Consider the following 700-nt stretch of genomic DNA (forward strand, 5'->3'; position numbering starts at 1 on the left):
GGTATAGACCCGAAACCCGGTGATCTAGCCATGGGCAGGTTGAAGGTTGGGTAACACTAACTGGAGGACCGAACCGACTAATGTTGAAAAATTAGCGGATGACTTGTGGCTGGGGGTGAAAGGCCAATCAAACCGGGAGATAGCTGGTTCTCCCCGAAAGCTATTTAGGTAGCGCCTCGTGAACTCATCTTCGGGGGTAGAGCACTGTTTCGGCTAGGGGGCCATCCCGGCTTACCAAACCGATGCAAACTCCGAATACCGAAGAATGTTATCACGGGAGACACACGGCGGGTGCTAACGTCCGTCGTGAAGAGGGAAACAACCCAGACCGCCAGCTAAGGTCCCAAAGTCATGGTTAAGTGGGAAACGATGTGGGAAGGCATAGACAGCCAGGATGTTGGCTTAGAAGCAGCCATCATTTAAAGAAAGCGTAATAGCTCACTGGTCGAGTCGGCCTGCGCGGAAGATGTAACGGGGCTAAACCATGCACCGAAGCTGCGGCAGCGACGCTTAGGCGTTGTTGGGTAGGGGAGCGTTCTGTAAGCCGTTGAAGGTGGCCTGTGAGGGTTGCTGGAGGTATCAGAAGTGCGAATGCTGACATAAGTAACGATAAAGCGGGTGAAAAGCCCGCTCGCCGGAAGACCAAGGGTTCCTGTCCAACGTTAATCGGGGCAGGGTGAGTCGACCCCTAAGGCGAGGC

At 54.4% G+C, this 700-nt stretch carries 1 rRNA gene; it reads left to right on the forward strand.

The features are described 5' to 3' along the window. Window positions 1-700 (forward strand): 23S ribosomal RNA (locus AC6BYQ_RS28500); the annotation flags it as partial.

Source organism: Serratia sp. LTN-2, from assembly GCF_059740205.1.